We start from the raw sequence: 2,809 nt of genomic DNA, 5'->3' as shown, positions 1-2,809 counted from the left end.
CTGAACCACATCCAGGGCTGCCCGCTGGGCTGCGCGTACTGCATCCGGCACACCTACGGCCTATGGGATCAGCGCGTACCGCGGGCGCTCATGAGCGACGCCCAGGCCGTCGAAGAGCTGGTGACTCACCGGTACTTCCAGCCGCACGTGACCCCGGTGCAGGTGTTCAACCGGGCCACCGACCCGTTCTTGCCGATGGTTCGGCCGCACACCCTCGCTGTGCTGGAAGACCTCGACGAGCGCGGCCTGACCAATCACGTCCTCGTCATCACCAGGCACCAGATGAAGCCGGAAGACCTCGAGCGCCTGAACCAGCTCCAGCACATCAAGCTGACGCTGCTGTTCACGTACAGCGGCATCGACAACAAGGAGATTGAACCGTACCCGTCATCCGCGGCGGCTGACTCGCTGAAGCTCATGAGTGGGCCGGCGCGGCGCCGGTATCGGACAGTTCTCTCCTGGCGCCCGCTGGTGCCTGGTCTCAACGACTCACCGGAACACCTGGACGCGGCCTACCGCCTCGCCCAACACGCCGACGCCACGGTGTTCACCGGCCTGTTCTACCGGGGTGAGATCGCGGGCTACTACAAGGCCAACGGCCTGCCCGAGCCGTACGACGAGACGGCCCGTCGCAAGATCGTGCCGGAGACGCTGGAAGCGCGCGTCCTCGCGGCGTTCGACAACACCACGCCGCTGTTTCGCAAGACCTCATGCGCGGTCGCTTATGCCCATGGTCTTCCCGACTACAACGGCCACTATGGCATCGGGCGCGAGTTGTGCGACATCTGCCCGCTGAGTCAGCTCGAACTCTGCCGGAACGCGCACACGCAACCGTCACCCGAGCGGTTGCGGGAGGTTGCGGAGCGCCTGCCCGAGGCTCGTGGTCTTGTGGTCGTGGACATCACCGAGCGGGCGGCCGTGCTGTCGGGACTTCCGACCGAGCAGCCGCGCTACTACCTGCAACACGCCCTCGGCTTCCAGGTTCACGACGTGCGCCACCCGCACCGTGAACGTCGGCACGGTCGTGCCGACATCGGCTGGAAGGGCGAGAAGCAACAAGATGACTGACTGGACGAGCCTGAACTTCGTGGTCGTGGACGTCGAGGGCAACGGCCAGCAGCCACCCGACCTGGTGGAGCTGGCCGCCGTGCCGGTGGTCGGCGGGGTCATCGGGGAGCCGGTGAGCTGGTTGGTCAAGCCGGACTTGCCCATCAAGCACTTCGCCACCCGCATTCACGGCCTGACCAACCAGGACGTTGCCGACTACCCGTCGTTCGAGGACATCTCCGGCAAGGTGCTCGCCGCCCTTGACGCTGACGCCCTCGTGGCGCACAACGCCCACGTTGATCTGGACGTTCTTCAGCGCAAGCTGACCGGTTGGGAACCGCCCAAGGTGTTCGACACGCTGAAGCTTGCCCGCCGGTTGCTGCCGGGCCTGAGCAGCTACCGACTCGGCAGCTTGGTCGAGGCGTTCAACCTGGCCGAGGGACTGCCGGAAGACCTCTCGCCGCACCGCGCGACCTATGACGCGCTGGTCGCGGCCCGGCTGTTCGTCCTGCTGGCCACCAAGACACACAGCTTGGAAGAGCTGCGCGGCCAGCAACCGGGAGGGGGCGAGGATGAACCTCCGGCCCTTTTCTGACCACCAGCGCGGCTTGTTCGTCAGCGTCGACGGGCCGAGCGGCGCCGGGAAGTCCACGATCGTTCACCATCTGGCGCAACTGCTCGTTGCCGCTGGCGAAGAGGTTCACGTCACAGCCGAGCCGTCCACCGGCCCCATCGGTGCACTCTGCCGGGAGCTGACCGAGACGACCACCGGTCACGCGCTGGCCTGCTTGTACGCGGCTGACCGCTACCACCACCTGGAGGCCGAAGTCCGGCCGAACACCGAGGCTGGCCGCGTGGTGCTCAGCGACCGCTACATCCCGTCCGGCCTGGTGATGCAGCGCTTCGACGGTATCGACCCCGTGTTCCTCTGGCACCTCAACGCCGAGGCTGACCGGCCCGACCTGGCCGTCATCCTGGAAGCCGACCCCGAGATCATCTCGGAACGACTCCAGGAGCGCGGCCCGCACAACCGCTTCCAGCTCAGCCCCGGCAGCAGCCACGCCGAGGCGCACTTCTACCGGCAGGCCACCGAGCGGCTGATTCAAGCGGGCTTCGATGTGTTGCGGCTGGACGTGAACCGCCAGCCTCCCGCGCAGTCCGCAGCGCTCATCCGTGACCGGCTGCTGGCCTTCTTCGCTCCGGCTGCGGGGTGAATGGGCATGGTCGAGACGACCACGGAAGCCGACATCGGTAGCGAGGTCGAAGCGCTGCACCAGCTCGCCACCGTCGTTCTGAACGAACACACCAATGACCACGGCCTGTGCGCCGTGTGCGGCTGCGCCTTCCCGTGCGCGCGAGCAGTACTCGCGGAGCACAACCTCGCGCTCTGAGGAGCCGCCACCAAGCCGACCAGGTTGGCGACGGTGAGCCTACGGCCCGTCGCCGATCTGGTCTCCAAATCCTGCGGAGAACACCGTGTTCGCTCCTGGAACGGGCGTCCAGCCCTTGATGTACGGCTACATGCGCGCACCCGATGACGTGCCAGACGACGAGCTTGACCGCGTGGTTTCGGAGATGCGGCGCTTTGCGGTGGCGGAGGGTTACTGCTACGCGACGACGTTTTTCGAGTACCAAGATGGCTCACGCGCGGCGTTCGACGAGCTGATCACTGAACTCAAGCGGGCAGAGGCGCGGCACGTGGTAGTGCCGTCCTTCGAGCACCTGTCAGGCCATCGACTGCTGTGCGGACAGATGATCGAGC

Annotated in this window: 5 protein-coding genes; all 5 read left to right on the top strand. The window is 66.4% G+C overall.

Annotated features, from left to right (window positions below; genetic code table 11):
• On the top strand, positions 1-1,068 hold a 1,068-nt coding region (locus tag MJ783_RS17305; protein WP_239311545.1), incomplete at its 5' end, for a radical SAM protein.
• Entirely contained in the window at positions 1,061-1,642 is a 582-nt protein-coding gene (locus MJ783_RS17300; RefSeq protein WP_239311544.1) for a 3'-5' exonuclease, read from the top strand. The genes MJ783_RS17305 and MJ783_RS17300, both read left to right, overlap by 8 nt.
• Positions 1,620-2,261 (top strand): dTMP kinase, encoded by a 642-nt coding sequence (gene tmk, locus MJ783_RS17295; protein WP_239311543.1) that lies wholly within the window; start codon positions 1,620-1,622, stop codon positions 2,259-2,261. The genes MJ783_RS17300 and tmk overlap by 23 nt, the downstream gene beginning before the upstream one ends.
• 6 nt (positions 2,262-2,267) lie before the next feature.
• Complete coding sequence (locus MJ783_RS17290; protein ID WP_239311542.1) at positions 2,268-2,438, top strand: hypothetical protein; 171 nt, start codon at positions 2,268-2,270, stop codon at positions 2,436-2,438.
• Positions 2,439-2,556: 118 nt separating this feature from the next.
• Positions 2,557-2,809, top strand: a 253-nt coding sequence (locus tag MJ783_RS17285; RefSeq protein ID WP_239311541.1) for a hypothetical protein, incomplete at its 3' end; no start/stop codon positions are given.

This window comes from Protofrankia sp. Cj3 (genome assembly GCF_917627355.1).
Classification (GTDB): domain Bacteria; phylum Actinomycetota; class Actinomycetes; order Frankiales; family Frankiaceae; genus Protofrankia.
This window is presented reverse-complemented; position numbering and strand designations above follow the sequence as displayed.